Genomic DNA, 19237 nt, shown 5'->3' with positions numbered 1-19237 from the left:
ACCGATCAGGTGCGCATCCTTAGTGCTCAGCTCGCTGCGCCCACAGGCCGAGAGCAATTCTCGGCCCCGTCTACCGCCCCGGGCAGACAGCCCACCACCCCGACCGGTAAACTCACGCCCGTCTCGGCGCCTTCCTCTGCATGCACGCCAGAGGCGCCAAGCCGGCGGCCGACGCATCGCCCGCCCGCTCCGGACGCATCCGGGCCTATAGCTCAACGGTTAGAGCAGAGGACTCATAATCCTTTGGTTCCAGGTTCGAATCCTGGTGGGCCCACCACATTGACGTCCATCGGGGTCCAAGGACGTCTTGCGAAGCCTGGTGTTGGTGGATTTAGGGCGGTTCTGGCGTCCAGCAGTGTTCAGTGGCATCCACTTGCATCCACGAAAAAGTGAGTCAGGCTGTGTGTCAGCGGGCTAGACGCCCCTAGACGACTCACAGGCGCTCGACTCGCATGCTGACCGACACCAAGTTGCGCTCGCTCGAGCCGAAGGCCAGTCCCTTCCGTGTGGCTGACGCCAACGGCTTGTGCATCGAAGTGCGCCCGTCGGGTGCCAAGGTCTGGCGTTACCGCTATCGCTACTTGGGCAAGGCCAGCATCGTCACGCTTGATGACTACCCCTCAATGTCGCTGCAGGCTGCTCGCGTCGAGCGCGACCGCCTGCGCTCATTGCTGCGCGGCGGGGCAAATCCTGCCCATCGAGAAGGATCTGGCCGGGCTGGCGGATCTGCCTATCGGGTACATTACTGCTCCGGTTCTACTGGCCGCGCTCAGGAAGCTGGAACAGCGAGGCGTAGTAGAGACCGCCCATCGCGCAAGGGCCCATGCCGGCCGAATCTTCCGCTATGCCATCGCCACCGGGCGTGCTGATCGGAATCCGGCCCAGGATCTGACCGGGGCGCTCGAGCAGCCGCAGACCAAGCACTTTGCGAGCGTGACCGACCCCGCAGTCATTGGTGATCTGCTCCGCGCGCTGTGGGGCTATCAGGGAGCCTTGGTTACCCAAGCGGCGCTGAAGCTGGCCCCTATGCTGTTCGTGCATCCAGGCGAGCTGCGCCAAGCGAAATGGACCGATATCAATCTGGATGCAGCCGAGTGGCGCTACGTCACCAGCAAGACCAAAACCGCGCACATCGTCCCTTTGTCCGACCAGGCCGTCGAAGTCCTGCAGGAGCTTTGCCCGTATACGAAGCGGAGCGAATTCGTTTTCCCCGGCGTGCGCAGTGCGCTCAAGCCGATGAGCGAGAACACGATGAACGCGGCGCTTCGAAATCTCGGCTTCGACTCTGACACGATGGTCGGCCACGGCTTCCGAGCAATGGCGAGAACGGTGCTGGACGAGGTTCTTGGCTATCGCCCGGACTACATCGAGCATCAGTTGGCGCATGCCGTGAAGGATTCGCTTGGGCGGGCCTACAACCGCGCAACTCACCTGCCGGAACGCCGGAAGATGATGCAGGCCTGGTCTGACTATCTCGACAAGCTGCGCGTTGCAGAACCGAACGTGCTGGCCTTCAAGGCCAAGCGCGCCTAACCACTGGAGAGGCCTCTAAGGAGGGCCATAGCAAAAAGCAGAGCCGCATAAACAAAGCGGCCGAGGAAGGGGCGGCAACCCCTAGCTCGGCCTACCACAACCGACTATTGGAGAGTCGATCATGGACTGCAACATTGTACCTGTTGCGCCTGAACGGGCGCGCTCGGCCGAAAAACGGCCGGCAGTCACCCCGCGAGCTGCTCGCCCCACTACGTTCGTCCGAGTCCACCGCTGGCTCGCCCTCAACGACGACGCAAACACCTACAGGGTCTGCACGGCTCTGTTTGTCGCCGCTCTGGCTTTGGCCGCAGCATCTCCTGCCAGCCTGGGGGTGATCCATGGCTGCTTCTGAAGTGACCATTGAAGCCGCGTATGGCGAGATCCCGGTGCAGGACAACGCGCCCGAGTCGTCGCCCGCTGCCTGCATTAGTCCGGCGTATGCACCGGGGCACCCCTGCACCTATGAGCACCTTCGACGAACCGGGCGCCGGCCACGGGGCCAGCATCGTAAGCAGAGTCCGGTTTCTAACTGACCCAGCTGGGGTCGGGGCGAGGCGGGAGGGGGCGCTCTCGTCAAAGATCTGGCCCATCGCTTGCCAAACCCAAGATCGGAGTTTTCCGGCCAGTACGCGCGCGCGAGCTTTTCCCGGGATCCAAAAGGGGGGCTCAGCGAAGGAAGAAACCGGGCGGCGACGAGCTCCGGCTGACTGTAGGTGGGCCTTTGGCGGACACGGAGCTCCGCCATAGATGCTAGGCTTCATCGCCGCGTAAGTGGCTGCGTACTGAGCAGCTAAGATTGTGGATCTGGGGGGGGGGGAGGGATATGGACATCAATGAGGCAATTTTTGCAGACGATAGCCGCCTGCAGGTAACGATCAACAACCGAACTCCGGTGTCGTTGACTGACCTGACCCTTTCCCTGTTGGCGATAAGCCAGCAGTACGAAAGCTTCATAGAGAACTCGTTCCCGTCCGACGAGCGTCCCAGCACCGAACTGCTGATCAAAGAAGTAAGGTCGGGCTCCATCATCGTGGAGCTGTTCGCCAATGCTATTCCATTCATCCCGCTGCTGTGGTCTGGCGGATCTCTGCTGGAATGGGCTTCGAATGCCAAGGAAATAGCGCTTTGGCTACAGGGGAAGCTCGCGGACAAGCCCCAAGATCTGAGCAAATCCGATTTGAAGCAGTGGAGCTCGATCATTGAGCCAATCGCGAAAGACAGCGGCTCCCAGTTGAACCTATCCGTTACCGGGAACGGGAACACGGTCAACCTTCTGACGGTCAGTTCCAACGAGGCCGTACGGATGCAGAACCGAATCAAGAAAGAGATTGGGAAGATCGAAGAGCCTCAGGAAGCGACTTACAAGAAGCGTGTCATGACCTGGTATCAGGCCAAGTTCGACACCAAGTCAAAGACTGGCAACCGCGCTAAGATCGAGTCAGTCAGCTCCAAGCCGATGCGCGTTCTTTTCGAGAACAGCGCGATCATGGAAGAAATGTTTGCCCAAGGGAACGAGTTCTCTCGCCCATGGCAGCACTTGGCCTATGTCGTGGACGTACACATTCAGACCCTTAACGGAACGCCAAGGGTCGCAACCATCGTCAAGTTCTATCCGGAAGAGACGTTCGACCCGGACGAGCCCTGACCATAGCCCCAGCCATTGGGTACATGAGATACGATGCGCTGGGCCCTGGATTGGCCGGGGCAACCAAGGAGAAGGCCATGAATGCAGGAAACATTCACCCCAATACCGACCCGCAGCTCGTCCGCGAAATCTTCGCCGCAGCAGCTTCGCAATCAATTGCCACGCCAGCGCCGACCACGGGGGCTATTTCACTCCGGGCGAAATGGCCAGACTTTGAGCGCATCCTGCACCATTCAGTAAATGCAGCCTCGACATTTGCAGAGTATCAAGCTGCAAAGGAGAAGGAAGGAACAGACGCTTACCTGAAGAGCTTGAGCGCAGACTGAGCCTAGTCCCTTCCGGGCCAAAGTTCGCACCGGCCGACCTCGCGGCCGGTGCTACTAGCCGCCGATGAGACGCCACGCGCGCACCCTATTGTTATTGCCCCTGCTGAGAGCCTGTCATAATGAGCCGGAGGTGTGGACGGCATTGTGTACCCGCCGGGTAAATCCCTTGCTGCGGAAGACGCTCACAAGGCCATCTTTGGCCGGTACTCCACCTTCGAAGATTGCCAGTCCGCCGCGGTAGCGTCGCGTCGGCAGCACCAGGAGTCGTTGTCGGACGAGCAAGCCGACGACCTCGGCTTCGGCGACTACGAGTGTGGGGTGGGTTGCCGGTATGAGAGTCAGTACGACCTCTACATGTGCAAAGAGACCCGCAAGTAAGTGAACGGGTGTGGGATATCGATCTCTCACAGGGGCGGCATCAGGGTTGGCAGGTTTAAGCCGCCTAGTCTCTACTGCGAAGTGGGATCCGTACTTAGCCTTCTGCATGAGGACGGGACCCTTTGGAGGTCGGTGATGCGTCTGTCTGTGGCTTGGTCGTGGCCTTCGTAGGGTGGTCCGCCATGGTCATGGTGGATAGCCACTACCGGCACAGGGCCGATCCGATCAACTAGTGCGCTGCGTGGGGTCTGGAAGTCTTAGGTGCGCGTTTCACCCTGATAGGATGCAGGCAGGCCCTGGACTGACCAGGACAGCAATGGAGATGTGGATGGCTATGAAGGCAAGCTTCTTCCGGATCGGTAGAGATAGAGACCTCCCTCCTGGATCGTTGATTCTGCAATCGAACAACTGGCTACTTAGGACAACGATCCACAGCCAAGGAGAAGATAGGCCTTCTGCGCTTTGGCTGACCGGAGAACACGTTGGAACATTCCAGCTTCTCGACGATGTAAGCCAATGCGTCACCTTGGACCCGGCGCTGAAGCTGCAGCTGCGAGTCGACGGACCCATCGAAGGTCCTGGTGGTGCACGGATCGGCTCGTTGATATGGTCCGAAAATGAAGCATCACCGGCGATATGCGCAGCAGAACGGTTGTTCATGACGATGGAAGGGGTTTCGATGGCCCGCTCGTCGGGTGCTAAATCCTTCTTTGCTCCGGATTGGAGCATCTGGATCGTGGACGAAGACGGCAAGGACGTGGCTAAAGGCGCACTCGTTACGGTGAAGTCGTAACCGCCCGTAAGGGCCACACGTAAGGCCGGTACTACCCTCAGCCCATCAAGGAGGAAACGTGGGCAGTTCCGATTGGCTATCCGTCCAGGCCGAGCACGAGAAGAACAGGCGGCTCTATGGAGGGAAACCGCCGCGTGGCTCGGTATGGCGTGCACTGCTAACTGCGCTGGCGTGGTCCGTTGGCACTGTTGTCGCCCTTTCCGCGGCTCTCGGCTTGGCCGTATTCCTTCTAGCTCGGTATGGCTCTGATGAGTACGTGCTGGTCTGCGAAGGGACAGTCTCCGCAGATGGTAGGGAGGAAGTGCCCGCGACCATGTACGCCGAGATGCGCGAGTTTGGGGCTTATTCCGGTGGCGTAACTGCTAGGCGCGCCAAGCGAATGCAGCTGAGGCGGCCGTCGGCTCATCCCGCCTTCGCCGCCCACTGCACCGCATCCGCCCCGGCCGGCAGATACAGCGGCGCCGACGGATCGGTGGCCGCGCGCCAGACGGCTTCGGCGACGTCCTGCATGCGCGTGCCCGGGCCGGTGGACTCGGCCATCCGCGCGATGGTGTGGCGCATGAAGTCGCCATAGACCGCGTCGTCCATGCCGCGCAGCCGTGTGCGGGCGGTGTCGCGAAAACGCGTCTCGCCCGAGGATCCGGGCAGCACGAGGCGCACGCGCACGCCAAACGGTTCGACTTCGTTCGCCAGCGATTCGGTGAAGGTATTCACCGCCGCCTTGGCCGCACGGTAGATGCCGACCAGCGGCAGCGGCTTGTAGGTGACGCTGGAGGTGACGTTCACCACGACGCCGCCACCGCGCGCCCGCATCTGCGGCAACACCGCCTGGGTAAGCGCCATCGTGCCGAAGGTGTTGGTGTCGAACAGGGCGCGCACGGTGTCCATGTCCATCAGCTCGAACGGGGCGGGTGCGCCGAAGCCGGCGTTGTTGACCAGCACGTCGATCGGGCCGGCCGCTTCGATGGCCGCGCGGATGCTCTGCGCATCGGTGACGTCCAACGGCAGCACGCGCAGCTGTGCCGATGGCGGTAGCAGGTCCTCGCGCGGGGTGCGCATGGTGGCGAGCACCCGCCATGCGCGGGCGAGGAAGTAGCGGGCGGCAGGCCGAAGCCGGAGGAGCAGCCGGTGATCAGGACGGTCTTCAAGGGAATTCCTTTGCGCGTGGACGAGTCACGACGATAGATTGCCGTCCCCGTACTCGCTACGATCCAAAGTCCTTGATTCGTTTGCGAGCGTCCAGCGATGGTGGATCCCCTTGCCGAGGTGGTGACGCTGCTGCAGCCGGCGGCCCGGTTCTCCAAGCAGGTGGTCGGTGCCGGTGCCTGGCGCATCCGGCGGTCCGACGCCGGGCAACCCTTCTACTGCGCGGTGCTGGAGGGCGGCTGCCACATGGCGCTCGACGGCGGCAAGCCGATCCTGCTGCAGGCCGGCGATTTCGTGCTGGTGCCCGCGGCTTACCGCATCACAATGTCCAGCCTTGCGCCGCACGCGGACGTGGCCGAGACCATGCCGACGGCATTGGGGAACGGCGTGTTCCGGATCGGCATGCAGGAAGGCCCGGCCGACCTGCGCATCCTGGTTGGCCACTGCAGTTTCGGCTCGCCTGACGCGGCGCTGCTGGTCTCGCTGCTGCCGCAGATGGTCTATGTGCACGGCGAGCACCGGCTCGCCACGCTGGTGCACCTGGTGGGAGAGGAGTCGCGCGAGGCACGCCCCGCGCGCGAGGTCGTGCTCTCGCGGTTGCTGGAAGTGCTGCTGATCGAAGCGCTGCGTGCGGCCGCGGGCACGGCGGCGTCGCCGGGCCTGGCGCGTGGGCTGGCCGATGCGCGCCTGGCCGCGGCGATCCGCGCGATGCATGCGCAACCCACACGGGCGTGGACGGTGGCGGCCTTGGCGAAGGAAGCCGCCTTGTCGCGTTCGGCGTTCTTCGAGCGCTTCGGCCGCACGGTGGGCATGGCGCCGATGGAATACCTGCTGGCCTGGCGCATGGCCTTGGCCAAGGACCTGTTGCGCCGCAACGAGTTCGGCATCGCCGCGATCGCCGAGCGCGTCGGCTACAGCTCCGCGAGCACCTTCAGCGTCGCGTTCGCCCGCCATGTCGGACAGCCGCCGACGCAGTACGCGCGTGCAAGCGGCCGCGGCGCGGGGCGCGGTGAACCGTCGTTCTCCGAAGAGGTCGAGGGCGTGCAGTAGGCACCCGGCGCGGCCTACCGCTTCCGGGCCGGCGACGTCGTTGGAGGGGGCGTGGGGTGCGCAAGGATCGCGCCCGTCACGAGTTCGAACAGGCGCTCGGCGCGCTTGCCATGCGACGGCTGCTCCCGCAGCCAGGCCAGCGCCGCGATCAGGTCGAACAGCTCGTCGCCGTCCATGTCGAGGCGGGCCTTGCCGTCCGCCTGCGCGCGCGCGAGCAGGGCGGCGCCTGCGGCGCGTAGCCGTACGCAGGAGGCGTGCAGCGCGGAGGCGTCGTCTTCGATGGCGGACATCATCGGGGCGAGGATGCCGCGCTGGCGGTGGGTGAAGGCGATGATCTCCTCCAGCCAGGCCAGCAACGCCTGGTCCGAGGCCGCGGCCACGCACAGGGCGTCGGCCTTGGTCGCCAGGTCCTCGAAGTCGTTGCGCAGCAGGGCTTCGAGCAGGGCCTCGCGGGTGGGGAAGTGGCGGTACAAGGTGCCCAGGCCGACTTCGGCGCGGCGCGCGATGTCGCGCAGCGAGGTGTCCGCGCCGGCTTCGGCCAGGGCCTCGCGGGCCACGTCCAGCAGGCGTTGGTAGTTTTTTTGGGCGTCGGCGCGCATGCTGTCCTTTACAAGTGGAGCGGTGCTCCGTATATTCGGAGCACTGTTCCGATCAGGATACGTCATGCACAGTTCCAAAGAAACGCCGCTCACCATGAAAGCGGTCCGCCAGCGGGCGTTCGGCGGTCCCGACGTGCTGCAGTACGAGGACGCGCCGGTGCCCGTTCTGCGGCCCGGCGAAGTGCTCATCCGGGTTCATGCCATCGGGCTGAACCCGCCCGACCTGTACCTGCGCGAGGGCTACAGCCGCCTGCCGCCGGAATGGCGCCCGCCGGTGGCGTTCCCGCTGACTCTGGGTACGGACGTGTCGGGCGTGATCGCGGCGGTGGCGGAGGATGTCGACGGGTTTTCGCCAGGCGACGCCGTCTACGCGATGGTGCGCTTTCCGGACGGGTTGGCCGGCGGCAGCCAGGCCTATGCGCAGTACGTCGCCGCACCCGCCAGCGAGGTCGCACTCAAGCCGGTCGGGATCGACCACGTATACGCGGCGGGCGCGCCGATGTCGTTGCTGACGGCGTGGCAGTTCCTGATTGCTCAGGGCCACGACGTGGCCAATCCGCTGCAGCCCATGCCGCATGTGCCGGTGCCGTTGCAGGGCAAGACCGTGGTGATCAACGGGGCGGCCGGCGGCGTCGGCCACTTCGCACTGCAACTGGCCCGGTGGCAGGGTGCGCGCGTGATCGCGGTCGCGTCCGGCAAGCACGAGGCGTTCGTGCGCGGGTTGGGCGCCGAGACCTTCATCGACTACACCAAGACGGCGCCGGAGGATGTGTTGCACAACGTGGACCTGGTGGTGGACGCCGTCGGCGGCGCTGGGGCCGGCAAGTTCCTGCGCACGCTCAAGCGCGGCGGCGCACTGTTCCCGATCTTTCCGCTCGGCTTCGATGGGCACGATGCGGCGGTGGCGCTGGGCGTGACGGTGTCCACCACCCAGGTGCGCTCCAGCGGCGCGCAACTCGGCGAACTTGCGGCACTGCTGGACGCCGGCACGGTGCGCGTGGCCATCGACAGCACCTTCGCGCTGTCGCAGGCGCGGCAGGCGCACGAACGCGCGGAGCAGGGGCACGTCCAGGGCAAGATCGTGATGACGGTCGAGTGAGGTCGTGGATCGCGGCATTGCCGGCGCATCGAACGGCTCCGCGTCTCGGCGATGCGTCGACCGCCGAGCCGGTCATCGCAGCGTGTCTGGGCAAACAGGGGCGGCATGCACTTGCGTGCATTAGTCTCCAGCGGCAGCTTCCAAGACCGATGGAGTGGCAGATGTACTCCGCCCCATGTTTCCCTCAGGTCAGATCCCGGAAGCTTCCGACACGCAACGCACGCCGTCGCAAACCCTCGATAGAAGAAGATGCTCGGCGTAACGGGCCGTTGCGCGGAAGGAGGTTGACGGATCAAGCCGCGCCGCAACGCGGCGTCGGCTTGAATGCAGCGTCAGGCGCTTACCGGCAAGTCTCAACGCGATAGGCATCGGTCGTGCAGCGCGTCATGTTGCCCTTGCCATCGTTGCACGTCTTGACGCCGAACGCGTCCGTGGTGCAGCGCGTCTGGTTGCCCTGGGTGTCGAGGGTCGTGGTCGTGCCGTAGGCGTCTGTCGTGGTGCGCGTCAAGCTTCCGTCGCTGCCCTGGCACGCCTTGGTGCCGTAAGCGTCGGTAGTGCAGCGCGTCTCGTTGCCCTGGTTGTCACGGGTCGTGGTCGTGCCATAGGCGTCTGTCGTAGTGCGCGTCGTGCTTCCGTCGTCGCCGGTGCATGTCTTCACGCCGAACGCGTCGGTTGTGCAGCGTGTCTCGGCGAATGCGCTCGACGTTGCCAGCAGTCCAGTAAAAAGTAAGAGTGCGACCGTCTTCATTTAAAACCCCCTGAGTGTGTGGAGCGATCTAACGCGTTGATAGTTTAGCCATTGATAGACCGGCGAGCAGATCGCTCCATCGTCTTCCACCGTTCCTCAGCGCGGGCCGGTTCAGCGTCATCCCTCTTCGCACGCAACGTAACGCGATCAATGCTGGATCGCGGTCGATCCGCAGAGGAACTGTTGCGCAGCAGCATGCAACTCTGCAGAAGGCGTGGTACTTCTACATCAGTTGGATCGATCCAAAGCCGTTGATGCAGCGCATCCTTGGGGGAGACGGCGGGTAAGGATCGCGTGCGACGAGTTTGTTGACGCCTGCCTCCAGTCCGCATGCATCTGCGGTCGTGAAGCCTGGTTAGCGGCCGACTCGCGCGGCGACCCCCGGGACGATCCGGTCCACGTCGCGCGCCTTCACTGTGCGCCGTTGCCATCGGAGGTGCGTGACGCCACGCGTCGCGGCACAACCGACCGAGAGAGTTGGGGAGCTTGCCATGCCAATCCGTCCGCGCTTCGCGCGCCTGTCTGAATCGTCGTGCAGGTGGGTGGCGTCGCTCGTTGCTTCGGCGTTGCTGTGCGCGGGAACTGGCGCGGCATGCGCAGCCAATACCGGCTTCGCGTCTTCGTTCGAGCGGGGCGACCCCGCGCCTGCATCGGCCACGCAACCCCGCAACACAGGCGTTCAAGTCGCGATCGGCACTGGGCCAGAACAGCCCTACGCGGCCAAGGCCGGCATGGGCTACACCGGGCTGCATGCGCTGCACTATCGCGCCAATGCGGCCGGGCACACACAGCTGTTCGCGGTCGATCTGCCGGTGGAGCCGGACACGACGCTGTCGTGGATGGTGCTGCCGGAGATCGTCGACGGCGAGACGGTGGCGTCGACCGGCGTGGCGGTGGATCTGTTGTTCGACGACGGGCGCCGCTTGTCCGAGTTGGGCGTGGAGGACCAGCACGGAGCGCTGGTCAGCGCGGCGGGGCAGGCGGCGTCGAAGACGCTGTATCCGCAGCAGTGGGCGCTCAAGCAGGTGCGGCTGGGTGAGGTGGCGGCCTTGCGCGGCAAGCGCATCCGCGCGATCGAGCTGCAGGTACAGCCGGGGGCCGGCAAGGTGGCGTCGGGTTGGATCGACGATGTCGCGGTGCGCCGTGAACCGGCGCCGCAGGCGGCGCGGCGGCCCAGCGACGAGGTGGTGACCACGCGCGGCACGCAGTCCAACGGCACGTTTTCGCGCGGCAACAACATCCCGGCCACGGCGATGCCGCACGGCTTCAATTTCTGGGTGCCGGCGACCGATGCGGGGACGCTGAGCTGGCTGTACCGCTGGAACGAGCAGAACGGCGACGACAATCGGCCGCGGCTGCAGGCGCTGTCGATCAGCCATGAACCCAGTCCGTGGATGGGCGATCGCCAGACCTTCCAGGTGATGCCCTCGTCCACGCGCGGGGTGCCGGAGGCGGATCGCATCAAGCGCGCGTTGTCGTTCAGCCACGACCACGAGGAGGCGCGCCCGCATCTGTACCGGGTGGATTTCGACAACGGCATCCGCGCCGAGTTGGCGCCGAGCGAGCGGGCCGCGATCTTCCGCTTCCGCTTCCCCCAGGGCGGCGACGCCAATCTGCTGTTCGACAATGTCGATGCACGTGGTGGGCTGACCCTGGATGCGGCGACGCAGACCCTGCGTGGCTACTCCGATACGCGCAGCGGGCTGTCCAACGGCGCCACGCGCCTGTTCGTGTATGCGCGCTTCGACCGCCCGTGGACCGCCAGTGGCAGGATCGCCACGGGGCGGCCGACCGGCTATGTGAAGTTCGCGCCCGGCACCGACCGCACGGTGGTGATGCGGATCGCCACCTCACTGATCTCGGTGGAGCAGGCGCAGCGCAATCTGCAGCAGGAGATCGGCGACGCCGGGTTCGAGGTGGTGCAGTCGCGCGCGCAGGATGCGTGGGACGCGCTGCTGGGCCGGGTACAGGTGCAAGGCGCCAGCCAAGACCAGCGGGTCACGGTGTACTCCAATCTGTACCGGTTGTTCCTGTATCCCAACATCGCCCACGAGAACGTCGGCGATGCGGCGCATCCGGATTGGCGGCACGCCGACCAGAACAGTTGGTCCAAGGACAACACGGGCGGCGATGCCGAACGCACCGCGGCGCCGATCCTGCCGGGCAAGGTCTACGTCAACAACGGCTTCTGGGACACCTTCCGCACCAGTTGGCCGGCGTATGCGCTGTTCGCGCCGGAGCAGGCCGGGGCGATGATCGACGGCTTCCTGCAGCAGTACCGCGACGGCGGCTGGGTGGCGCGCTGGTCCTCGCCGGGTTATGCGGACCTGATGGTCGGCACCAGTTCCGACGTGGCGTTCGCCGATGCCTGGCTGAAGGGCGTGCGCGGGTTCGATCCGCACGAGGCCTACGCGGCGGCGCTGCGCAATGCCACGGTGGTGCCGCCGGTGTCGAATGTGGGCCGCAAGGGCTTGGCGCGTTCGATGTATCGCGGCTACGCGGCCAACGACGTGCACGAGGGGCTGTCGTGGACGCTGGAGGGCGCGCTCAACGATTTCGGCCTGGCACAGATGGCGCAGGCGCTGGCGGAAGGGGAACAGGAACCGCAGCAGGCGCAGCGCTACCGCGAGGAAGCCGAGTATTTCCAGGCGCGCGCCACCGACTACGTGTATCTGTTCGATCCCGCTACGCGCTTCTTCCGTGGGCGCACGCCGGCCGGCCAGTGGAGCACCCCTGCGTCCACGTTCGACCCGCGCGTGTGGGGCGGCGACTACACCGAGGCCAATGCCTGGACCTTCGCCTTCACCACGCCGCACGACGCGGCTGGCCTGGCGGGGTTGCTGGGCGGCGAGGGCGCCATGGCCGCGCGCTTGGACGAGCTGTTCGCCACGCCGGAGACAGCGGACAAGCGCTTTGCCGGCAGCTACCGCGGCGTCATCCATGAGATGACCGAGGCGCGCGACGTGCGCATGGGCATGTACGCGCACAGCAATCAGCCCTCGCACCATCTGCCGTGGATGTACGTGGCGGCGGGGCAACCGTGGAAGACCCAGCGTCTCACCCGCGAGGTGCTGCGCCGCCTGTACCTGGGCAGCGAGATCGGCCAGGGCTATCCGGGCGATGAGGACAACGGCGAGATGTCGGCGTGGTACCTGTTCGCCATGCTCGGGCTGTATCCGCTGCGGATGGGGGCGCCGGAGTACGTGATCGGCTCGCCAGCGTTCCCCCGCGCCGAGGTCGATCTCGGCAACGGCCGCACGCTGGTGGTGATCGCGCGCAACAACAGTGCGCGCAACGTGTACGTGCAGTCGCTCACGCTCGACGGCAAGCCGTGGACCAAGGCCTGGCTGCGCCACCAGGACATCGCCGACGGCGCCACGCTGGAGTTCGTGATGGGGGCGACGCCCTCGCGTTGGGGCAGTGGTGCCGATGCGCTGCCGCCGTCGCTGACGCCGCCGGGCGCCGCGCCGCGCGGGCTGGAGGATGTGGCGTCTCAGGCCGTGGCGGTGTCGCTGCAAGGACAGCCCAAGGCCGCGACCTTGATCGACGACGATGCGACGACGGCGCTGCCGCTGCCGGCCGGTGCCAGCGTCGATCTTCGCTTCGCGACGCCAAAGCGCGCCACGCACTACACGCTGACCAGCGGCGATGCCGCCTTATCTGGCCTGGCGTGGACGCTGGAAGGGCGCAACGGCGATGCCGCGTGGACCACGCTGGACCAGCGGCACGAACAGCGCTTTGCCTGGGCGCGGCAACTGCGCCCGTTCCGCATCGCCAGGCCCGGCGCCTACAGCGCATACCGGTTGCGCCTGGACGCGGGCAAACCCGTTTCGCTGGCCGACATCGAACTGCTGCAGCCAGTGACACGGAAGGCCGTGCCGTGAGGCGGCCGCAACGCAGCGCGTGCGCACCGCTGCGCGCACGCGGTGGACCACACCCAATGCGCTAGACCTGTTGCGCGGCAGCATGCGTTGCAGGGAAGGCTGTGGTACTTACGTTTTCCGCTGCATTAGAACGATCCAATTCAGTTTGTGCAGGACAGAGGGGGAAGAACCGCAAGACCGGCTCGCCGCAACGGCGCCGGATATTTTCGTGTCACATCGCGCGGAGTTCTTGGCCGATCCTTGGATCCGACGGAAACCCGCCGCAGCCGATCAATCTTTGGGAGAGGATGATTGAAATGAACTGCATGCCATCCGCACGCAATCGCAGCACGCTGTCCGCCTGTATCGCCGTCGCCTTGTTCGCCAGCGCCGCCTCCACCACCGCGTTCGCCCAGCAGGCCGACGGCACGCCGCCCCCCGCGGGTCAGGCCGAGGTACAGGCCACCGACCTGGACGCGGTGACGGTCACCGGCTACCGCTACGCGATCGAGAAGAGCCTGGAGCAGAAACGCAACGCCAACGCCGTGGTCGACGTGATCACCGCCGAGGACGTGGGCAAGTTCCCCGACAAGAACGTGGCCGATGCGCTGCAGCGCGTGCCCGGCGTGGTCATCAGCCGCGACGGCGGCGAAGGCAAGAATGTCAGCGTGCGCGGCCTGTCCTCGGAGCTGGTGCTGACCGAATTGAACGGCAACTACATCGCCACCGCCGAGTCCAACGGCGACCCGACGCGCTCGTTCAATTACACGCTGCTGCCGTCCAACCTGTTGGGCAGCGCGGAGCTGTACAAGACGCCGGAAGCGCGCATCGACGAAGGCGGCATCGGCGGCACGGTGATCCTGCAGACGCGGCGTCCGCTGGAGTTGGAGCCCAATTCGGGCTTCCTTTCAGCCGAGGGCGTGTGGTCGGATACCAGCAAGAAGACCGACGGCCAGTTCTCCGGCTCGTACTCGTGGCACGACCAGGACAACCGCTTCGGCGTGTTCGTCGGCTACACGCAGCAGAAGCGCACGGCGCGCACGCTCAACGCCAGTACCGAGAATTGGCAGTGGTACGGTGCTAACGAGGTCGGCCCGGCGGTCGACGTCAACGGCAGGCCGTCCGACTTCAAGGGCGACTGGTGGGGCGGCACCGGCTTCTGGGACCAGAACGGCCAGTACTACACCGGCTTCATGATGCCGACCGCGGTCAGCCTGGACGTCAAGCAGGAGGAGCGCGAGCGCAAGGGCGGCCAGCTGACCTTCCAGTTCAAGCCCACCGACGACCTGACCCTGACTGCGAACTACTTCCGCTTCGACCTGTCGCAGAACTCGCAAACCAACACCGTCAAGATCCCCGAGTGGAACATCGCCCGCTATTATCGCGACGGCAACTGGCGCGGTGGGCGCCTGCTCGATGGATTGCAGTTCGACCCCAGCGGCACCATCGTCACCGGTGCCAACTACAGTCTGCATCCAGGCAAGGCCTACTACTGCAGCGAGGCGCAGGCCGCCGCGGCTGGTCTGCCGCCCGGCGGCTGGGGTTCGGACGACTGCACGGTGCCGACGCCGCAGATCACCGGCAGCTACAACATCGAGAAGTCGCTGTCGCAGACGGTGGACCTGGGTGGCGAATGGCGTGGCGAGAAGGTGGACGTGTCGTTCAAGGCCGGTCGCACCTGGGCCAAGGGCGGGCCGGAACTGCAGTTCTCGCTGCCGATCAAACCGCGCCGCCAGAACGCCGACGGCAGCTGGACCAACGGCAACTTCGCCAGCGCCTGGGACCTGACCGGCACGCCGTCCATGACCTTCTCGCCGGAACTGATGCAGAACCTGCGCGACGGCATCCTGCAGGTCGACCTGGGCTCGACCGGCTCGTCCTGGACCCGCAACACCAACCAGCAGCAATACGCGCAGATCGACACCACCTGGCACATGGACGGCGAGTTCTTCGACTCGCTGCAGTTCGGCCTCAAGCGCCGCGATGGCGGCATCCACCGCAACACCGGCAACAACTACTGGGTGTGCCCGGGCACCGACCCCAGCGACTACAACAACCGCTACTGGAACGGGCGCTGCAACGCGCTGGCCACGCAGTTCTCGCCGGATCTGCTGTTCCCGCTGGACAACCTGGCCGGCGGAGTCAGATCCAGTGCGTTCCCGGCGATCAACTTCCCGGGCTACATCGGCTACTTGAACAACACCTACGGCGCGATGCAGACCCGCAACGAAGACAACTTCGTCTACAACGTCGACGAGAAGATCTATTCGACCTACCTGCAGCTCAACTTCCATACCGAGCGTTTGCGCGGCAACGTCGGCGTGCGGGTGGCGCGCACCGGCCAGCATGCCGACTCCACCGACAAGGTGACCGCGTACAACGACTACTTCTTCGACGGTGCCGACGGCAACCCGCTGGCCTGCCAGCAGGGCGCCGCCATGCCCGCCGGCGCGCCGGCCGATACCTACTGCGGCACCGAAGGCTATTGGCGGCTGTCGGACACCGAACAGCGCACCGAATCCTTCGTGGTCAGTGCGCTGGACCGCAATTACACCGACGTGCTGCCCAGCTTCAACCTGGCCTACGACCTGACCGAGAACCTGCTGCTGCGCGCGGCGGCGTCGAAGGTGATCGCACGGCCGAGCTACAACGCCATCGCCGCACCCGGCAGCCTGGAGTACTACAGCCCCGAGTACGTCGCCGACCGGCGCCTGACCGGCGGCGCCAGCGAGCAGGGCTGGTACGGCTCGGGCAGCAACAAGAAACTGGAGCCGTACAAGGCCAACCAGTTCGACCTGGGACTGGAGTGGTACTTCCAGCCGGGCTCGGTGGCGGGCGTGGGGCTGTTCCGCAAGAACGTCGAGAATTTCTCGGTCGACGTGATCAGCGACGTGAACATGGTGATCAACGGCCAGGCGATCACGGTGCAGAACTACAGCACCAAGGCCGGCGGCCAGGATGCGGTGTCGCAGGGCGTGGAGCTGTATGCGCAGCACACGCTGCCGTCCGGCCTCGGCGTGCAGTTCAACTACACCTACAACGATGCCAGCAAGGCGGCGGTGCGGCTGGAGGACGGGACCGAGGTCGGCAAGACCTCGATGCCCGGCAGCGCCAAGAACCAGACCAACCTCACCGTGTTCTACGAGACCGACCGCCTGCTGCTGCGCGCCTCGTACAACCGCCGCGGCGAGCTGGTGCAAGGCTTGGTCAATGGGCTGAACGTCTACGAGGAGCCTTACTACCAGATCGATCTGAACGCGGCGTACAACATCACCCCGGCACTCAGCCTCACCGCGTCGGTACTGAACCTGACCAAGCAGGAGTCGCGCCAGCACCTGGGCGACGACACCCGGGCACGCTTCTACACCGGCGGCTACGCCGGGCGGCTGGCGTACCTGGGGCTGACCTACAAGTTCTAAGCTGCAACGTGTCGTGCCCATGCCTGCCGCGCCGCGGACGGCATGGGCGCGAGGGGCCCGGCGACGGTCGGGCCGCTGCCTTCGCCGTCCACGATCGCGCCGTCGCGCCTGCGCGGTCGTTCACCACAGGACCCATCGCATGACGTCTTCCCCGCTGCCTTCCCTGCTGCGCACACTCGCCCTGTCCTTGCTGTTGGTGACGCCGGCGCTGGCTGCCGCGCCGCGGCTCAGTGCCGAGGTCAACACCTTCATCGGCAGCAAGGACGACGGCAACACCTTCCCCGGCGCGTCCGCCCCGTTCGGGATGATCCAGGTCAGCCCGATCGGCGCGCACTACGCCGGCTGGCGCTACGACGATCCGCAGATCCGCGGCTTCGGCCATTCCTTCCTGTCCGGAGCCGGCTGCTGGGAACAGGGTGGGCAGGTCTCGGTGCTGCCGGTGACCGGGCGCATCGGTCCCGGCGGTGATTTCGATACGGACGATCCGAAGGCGTTCGACCACACGCGCTATGGCGCGCGCTACCAGCACGACGGCGAGCGCGGCCAGGCCGGCTACTACAAGGTGCGGCTGACCGATTACGGTGGCATCGACGCCGAAGCCACCGCACTGACCCGCGCCGCGGCCGAGCGCTACACGTTCTCCACCTCGGGCGACGGCCATGTGCTGGTCAACATCGGCCAGGCCAACGCCCGCCACACGGTCACCGGCAGCACCTTGACCGTGGTCGGCGACCGCGTGGTCGAAGGCAAGCTGGTGACGCAGAGCTTCTGCGGCGGCCACCAGTACACCACCTGGTTCCGCCTGGAGTTCGATCGTCCGTTCAAGGCCTTCGGTACCTGGGGCGAGGCCGGTGGCGTGCCGGGCTCGCGCCACGGCATGGAGGGCGAGGGCAAGCCGAGTGGCGCGTGGCTCACCTTCGACCTGGGCAAGGGCCGTGCGGTCACCGCCATCTCGGCGATCTCGCACGTGGATGCCGAGGGCGCGCGCAACAACCTGCGCCGCGAGGGCATGGCCAACGGCCGCCTGCTCGGCTTCGACGCCATGCGTGCCCGCGCGCAGCAGGTGTGGGACAAGGAACTGGCCAGCGTACGGGTGCACGGCGGCAGTGGCGACGACCGCGTGGTGTTCTACACGGCGCTGTACCACGCGCTGCTGCAGCCGCTCACCGGCAGCGACGCCGATGGCCGCTACCGCGGCTACGACGACGGCATCCACCATGCCGATGGCTGGACCTATCACGAGTTCTTCTCGCTGTGGGACACGTACCGCTCGCAGAACCAGTTGCTGGCGCTGTTGCGGCCGCAGCGCGCCGCCGACATCGCGCGCTCGATCCTGGCGATCAATGCACAAGGCGGCTGGCTGCCGCGCTGGGGTTACGCCAACTTCGAGAGCAATGTCATGACCGGCGATCCGGTCACGCTGTTCCTGGTCGACCTGTGGCGCTTCGGTGCGCTGCAGGGCCGCGAGGCCGAGGCCTACGCCGCGCTGCGCCGCAACGCCTTCGAGATGCCGCCGTTGAACTCGCGGCATGCCGGGCGCTCCGGCAATGCCAACTACCTGGCGCAGGGGTTCGTGGAGTACGACCGCGCGTTCCCGTCCAAGGGCATGGATGTCGACCCGCACCACGGCGGCTCGGCGACATTGGAGTACGCACTGGCCGATTGTTCATTGTCGGCCATGGCCGGCGCATTGGGCCATGCCGAGGACGCGGCGGTGCTGAACCGCCGAGGGCGCAACTGGCGTTCGATCTGGGATCCGTCGGTGCGCGACACGGACACCGGCTTCACCGGTTTCCCGCGGCCGCGCACCGAGGACGGCGCGTGGTACACGCCGTCGGATGGCCATTACGATCCGCGCTCGCAGCATGGCTTCCACGAAGGCACGGCCTGGCAGTACCAGTGGCTGGCGCAGCAGGACGTGCCGGGCCTGGTGGAGGCGATGCACGGGCCCGAGCAGACCGGGCGACGCCTGGACGCGTTCTTCGCCTACGACGCGCTGCTGGCCGACCCGGCCGGCGCCGCGCGCAAGGAATGGGTGGTGGGGCCGTACAGCTACTACAGCCAGTTCCGCTACAACCCCAACAACGAGCCCGACCTGCATGCGCCGTGGATGTACACGCTGATCGGCCAGCCGTGGAAGACCAGCACCGTGCTGCATGCGGCGCAGACGCTGTTCACCAACGCGCCGAACGGCGTCACCGGCAACGACGACCTGGGCACGATGTCGGCGTGGTACCTGTTCAGCGTCATGGGGTTGTATCCGGCGGTGCCGGGCACCGGGCAGTTCCTGCTGCACGCGCCGCGCTTCTCGCGCGTCGACCTGGACGTGGCGCCAGGTCGCACGCTGCGCATCGAGGCGCCGCAGGCCGGCGACGGCAAGCTGCGCTATGTCGGGGGCGTGTCGCTGGATGGCCGTGCGCATGCGCCGGTGTGGCTGGACTGGGCGCAGTTGCGCCAGGGCGGCCGTCTGCGCTTCGACCTGCGCGACGCGCCGCAGCCGCAGGGGTGGGGCACGCAGCCGCAGGACCTGCCCGTGTCGCCGTGCGCGGCGCCGAACACCACCGCCAGCCTGCGCTGGCACTGAGTCCGTGCCGTCTCGCGGCAGGGGCGCGCAGCCGATGGTTTAGGCTGGGCGCCT

10 protein-coding genes, 1 tRNA gene and 2 pseudogenes are annotated in these 19237 nt (G+C 66.1%); 10 read left to right on the top strand and 3 right to left on the bottom strand.

Features of this window, described 5'->3' with window-relative positions:
- The first annotated feature begins 201 nt into the window (after positions 1–201).
- From Q7W82_RS20195 to Q7W82_RS20175, 5 genes and pseudogenes are all read left to right on the top strand, one after another.
- Positions 202–277, top strand: a tRNA-Ile gene (locus Q7W82_RS20195).
- 175 nt (positions 278–452) lie between these two features.
- Positions 453–1533: pseudogene (locus Q7W82_RS20190) on the top strand (integrase arm-type DNA-binding domain-containing protein).
- A gap of 823 nt (positions 1534–2356) precedes the next feature.
- On the top strand, positions 2357–3178 hold the full coding sequence (locus tag Q7W82_RS20185; RefSeq protein ID WP_242160039.1) for a hypothetical protein: 822 nt from the start codon (positions 2357–2359) through the stop codon (positions 3176–3178).
- Between the two features lie 77 nt (positions 3179–3255).
- The gene (locus tag Q7W82_RS20180) at positions 3256–3504 is read left to right on the top strand and encodes a hypothetical protein (protein WP_242160040.1); all 249 of its coding nucleotides are present in this window, start codon (positions 3256–3258) and stop codon (positions 3502–3504) included.
- A gap of 706 nt (positions 3505–4210) precedes the next feature.
- Positions 4211–4675, top strand: coding sequence for a hypothetical protein (locus Q7W82_RS20175; protein ID WP_242160041.1), 465 nt, complete (start codon positions 4211–4213; stop codon positions 4673–4675).
- A gap of 402 nt (positions 4676–5077) precedes the next feature.
- Here the strand turns inward: Q7W82_RS20175 and Q7W82_RS20170 are convergent.
- A pseudogene (locus Q7W82_RS20170) lies at positions 5078–5823 on the bottom strand (SDR family oxidoreductase).
- A 97-nt stretch (positions 5824–5920) separates the two neighbouring features.
- On the opposite strand from Q7W82_RS20170, the gene Q7W82_RS20165 reads away from it, so the two are divergent.
- Positions 5921–6871 carry an AraC family transcriptional regulator gene (locus tag Q7W82_RS20165; RefSeq protein ID WP_242160042.1) on the top strand — a complete coding sequence of 317 codons (951 nt, stop codon included), beginning with the start codon at positions 5921–5923 and terminating at the stop codon, positions 6869–6871.
- Between the two features lie 14 nt (positions 6872–6885).
- Here Q7W82_RS20165 and Q7W82_RS20160 read toward each other — a convergent pair whose 3' ends face one another.
- Positions 6886–7470 carry a TetR/AcrR family transcriptional regulator gene (locus Q7W82_RS20160; RefSeq protein WP_242160043.1) on the bottom strand — a complete coding sequence of 195 codons (585 nt, stop codon included), beginning with the start codon at positions 7468–7470 and terminating at the stop codon, positions 6886–6888.
- Between Q7W82_RS20160 and Q7W82_RS20155 the strand changes: the two genes are divergently transcribed.
- Positions 7469–8569: an NADP-dependent oxidoreductase gene (locus tag Q7W82_RS20155; RefSeq protein ID WP_242160044.1), complete on the top strand. Its 1101-nt coding sequence runs from the start codon at positions 7469–7471 to the stop codon at positions 8567–8569. The two genes, Q7W82_RS20160 and Q7W82_RS20155, sit on opposite strands and share 2 nt — an antisense overlap.
- Positions 8570–8909: 340 nt before the next feature.
- Here the strand turns inward: Q7W82_RS20155 and Q7W82_RS20150 are convergent, their stop codons facing one another.
- The gene (locus Q7W82_RS20150) at positions 8910–9317 is read right to left on the bottom strand and encodes a hypothetical protein (protein WP_242160045.1); all 408 of its coding nucleotides are present in this window, start codon (positions 9315–9317) and stop codon (positions 8910–8912) included.
- Positions 9318–10048: 731 nt separating this feature from the next.
- Between Q7W82_RS20150 and Q7W82_RS20145 the strand changes: the two genes are divergently transcribed.
- From Q7W82_RS20145 to Q7W82_RS20135, 3 genes are all read left to right on the top strand, one after another.
- Positions 10049–13201, top strand: coding sequence for a GH92 family glycosyl hydrolase (locus tag Q7W82_RS20145; RefSeq protein ID WP_242160046.1), 3153 nt, complete (start codon positions 10049–10051; stop codon positions 13199–13201).
- 296 nt (positions 13202–13497) lie between these two features.
- The gene (locus Q7W82_RS20140; RefSeq protein ID WP_242160047.1) at positions 13498–16599 is read left to right on the top strand and encodes a TonB-dependent receptor; all 3102 of its coding nucleotides are present in this window, start codon (positions 13498–13500) and stop codon (positions 16597–16599) included.
- Between the two features lie 139 nt (positions 16600–16738).
- On the top strand, positions 16739–19183 hold the full coding sequence (locus Q7W82_RS20135; protein WP_242160048.1) for a GH92 family glycosyl hydrolase: 2445 nt from the start codon (positions 16739–16741) through the stop codon (positions 19181–19183).
- The last annotated feature ends 54 nt before the right edge of the window (positions 19184–19237 follow it).

This window comes from Xanthomonas indica (assembly GCF_040529045.1).
In the GTDB taxonomy this organism is placed as follows: Bacteria; Pseudomonadota; Gammaproteobacteria; order Xanthomonadales; family Xanthomonadaceae; genus Xanthomonas_A; species Xanthomonas_A indica.
Note: the sequence above shows the minus strand (reverse complement) of the source record. Positions and strands in the feature narration are given on the sequence as shown.

What these genes read in the sequence shown, in the direction of transcription:
- Q7W82_RS20165 (WP_242160042.1), top strand. Translation starts at nt 5,921, where the DNA reads ATGGTGGATCCCCTTGCCGAGGTGGTGACGCTGCTGCAGCCGGCGGCC.
- Q7W82_RS20155 (WP_242160044.1), top strand. Translation starts at nt 7,469, where the DNA reads ATGCTGTCCTTTACAAGTGGAGCGGTGCTCCGTATATTCGGAGCACTG.
- Q7W82_RS20135 (WP_242160048.1), top strand. Translation starts at nt 16,739, where the DNA reads ATGACGTCTTCCCCGCTGCCTTCCCTGCTGCGCACACTCGCCCTGTCC.
- Q7W82_RS20180 (WP_242160040.1), top strand. Translation starts at nt 3,256, where the DNA reads ATGAATGCAGGAAACATTCACCCCAATACCGACCCGCAGCTCGTCCGC.
- Q7W82_RS20140 (WP_242160047.1), top strand. Translation starts at nt 13,498, where the DNA reads ATGAACTGCATGCCATCCGCACGCAATCGCAGCACGCTGTCCGCCTGT.
- Q7W82_RS20175 (WP_242160041.1), top strand. Translation starts at nt 4,211, where the DNA reads ATGGCTATGAAGGCAAGCTTCTTCCGGATCGGTAGAGATAGAGACCTC.
- Q7W82_RS20145 (WP_242160046.1), top strand. Translation starts at nt 10,049, where the DNA reads ATGGGCTACACCGGGCTGCATGCGCTGCACTATCGCGCCAATGCGGCC.
- Q7W82_RS20185 (WP_242160039.1), top strand. Translation starts at nt 2,357, where the DNA reads ATGGACATCAATGAGGCAATTTTTGCAGACGATAGCCGCCTGCAGGTA.
- Q7W82_RS20160 (WP_242160043.1), bottom strand. Translation starts at nt 7,470, where the DNA reads ATGCGCGCCGACGCCCAAAAAAACTACCAACGCCTGCTGGACGTGGCC.
- Q7W82_RS20150 (WP_242160045.1), bottom strand. Translation starts at nt 9,317, where the DNA reads ATGAAGACGGTCGCACTCTTACTTTTTACTGGACTGCTGGCAACGTCG.